The 1,059-nt window shown below is 78.4% G+C and carries 1 protein-coding gene; it reads left to right on the top strand.

Annotated features, from left to right (window positions below):
• Positions 1 to 1,059, top strand: a 1,059-nt coding sequence (locus AC5LUJ_RS05130; protein ID WP_493464537.1) for an N-methyl-L-tryptophan oxidase family protein, incomplete at both ends; no start/stop codon positions are given.

The raw sequence follows: 1,059 nt of genomic DNA, 5'->3' as shown, positions 1-1,059 counted from the left end.
AACCCGGTGTCCAGCTCGTTCGACCAGCACCGGGCGATGCGGGCGCTCGACCCCGCCGACCGGGCCGCCACCCGGCGGGTCGCGGCCGCCCATCACGAGTGGCTGGCGCTGGAGCGGCTGCTGGGCGCCAGGCTCTACCGCCGCGTCGGCGTGGTGACCGCCTGGCCCGCCGACGAGGCCGAGGCGGTGGCCGCGGCCGGTGCCGGCGCCGGCCTGCCCGTCGAGCTCGTCGAGCCGGCGAAGCTGCCGCACCTGAGGTTCCCCGCCGGCGCGGTGGGGGTGCTCGAGCACGACGCCGGTGTGCTGCTGGCCTGCCGGGTCCTGACAGCCGTGGCCCGGTGGCTGGACGCGCACCCCGCGGTGACGGTGCTGCCGGGGCGGGAGGTCGTCTCGGTCGACGCCGAGATGGGACGGGTCGTGCTGGCCGGCGGCGAGCGGCTGGGCGCGGACCTGGTCTTCGTCGCAGCGGGGCCGTGGTCGCGCGAGCTGGTCGACCTGCCGATGGTGCTCTACCGCCAGGCCATGGTGTACCTCACGCCGCCCGCGGAGCTGGTGCGCTGGTGGGAGCGCGCGCCCAGCGCGGGGCGGGTCGGCGCCGACGGGCGGTCCTGGCTGCTGCCACCGGGCGAAGGGACGCTGCTGAAGGTCAGTTCCAGCGCGGTGTGCCGGGAGGCCGACGCGGTGGCCGGCCCCACGGACGGGCCCCCTGCCAGCCCCACGGGCGGGGCCGCGGGCGGGGCCACTGCCGGCCCCACGGGCAGGGCCGCAGACGGCTCCGACGGCGCCGGCGCCTGGCCGGATGGCGCCGGCTCCTGGCCGGTCGGCGTCGACCAGCTGGTGGCGTCGATCCTGACCGGCCCGGAGCGCTACACCGTGCGGCGGGTCAGGCAGTGCCACTACCTGGTCGACGCGGGCACCGGCGGCGCCCGTCTCGTCCGTCCCGGCCCGGCGGTGTGGGCGTGCGCGGCCGCCGGCGGCGACGGGTTCCGCACCGCGCCCCTGGTCGCCGCGCGGATAGCCGCACAGGTCACCGAGAACGCCGAGATCACCGAGAACGCC

Source organism: Protofrankia sp. CiP1_Cm_nod3 (assembly GCF_982290655.1).
Note: the sequence above shows the minus strand (reverse complement) of the source record. Positions and strands in the feature narration are given on the sequence as shown.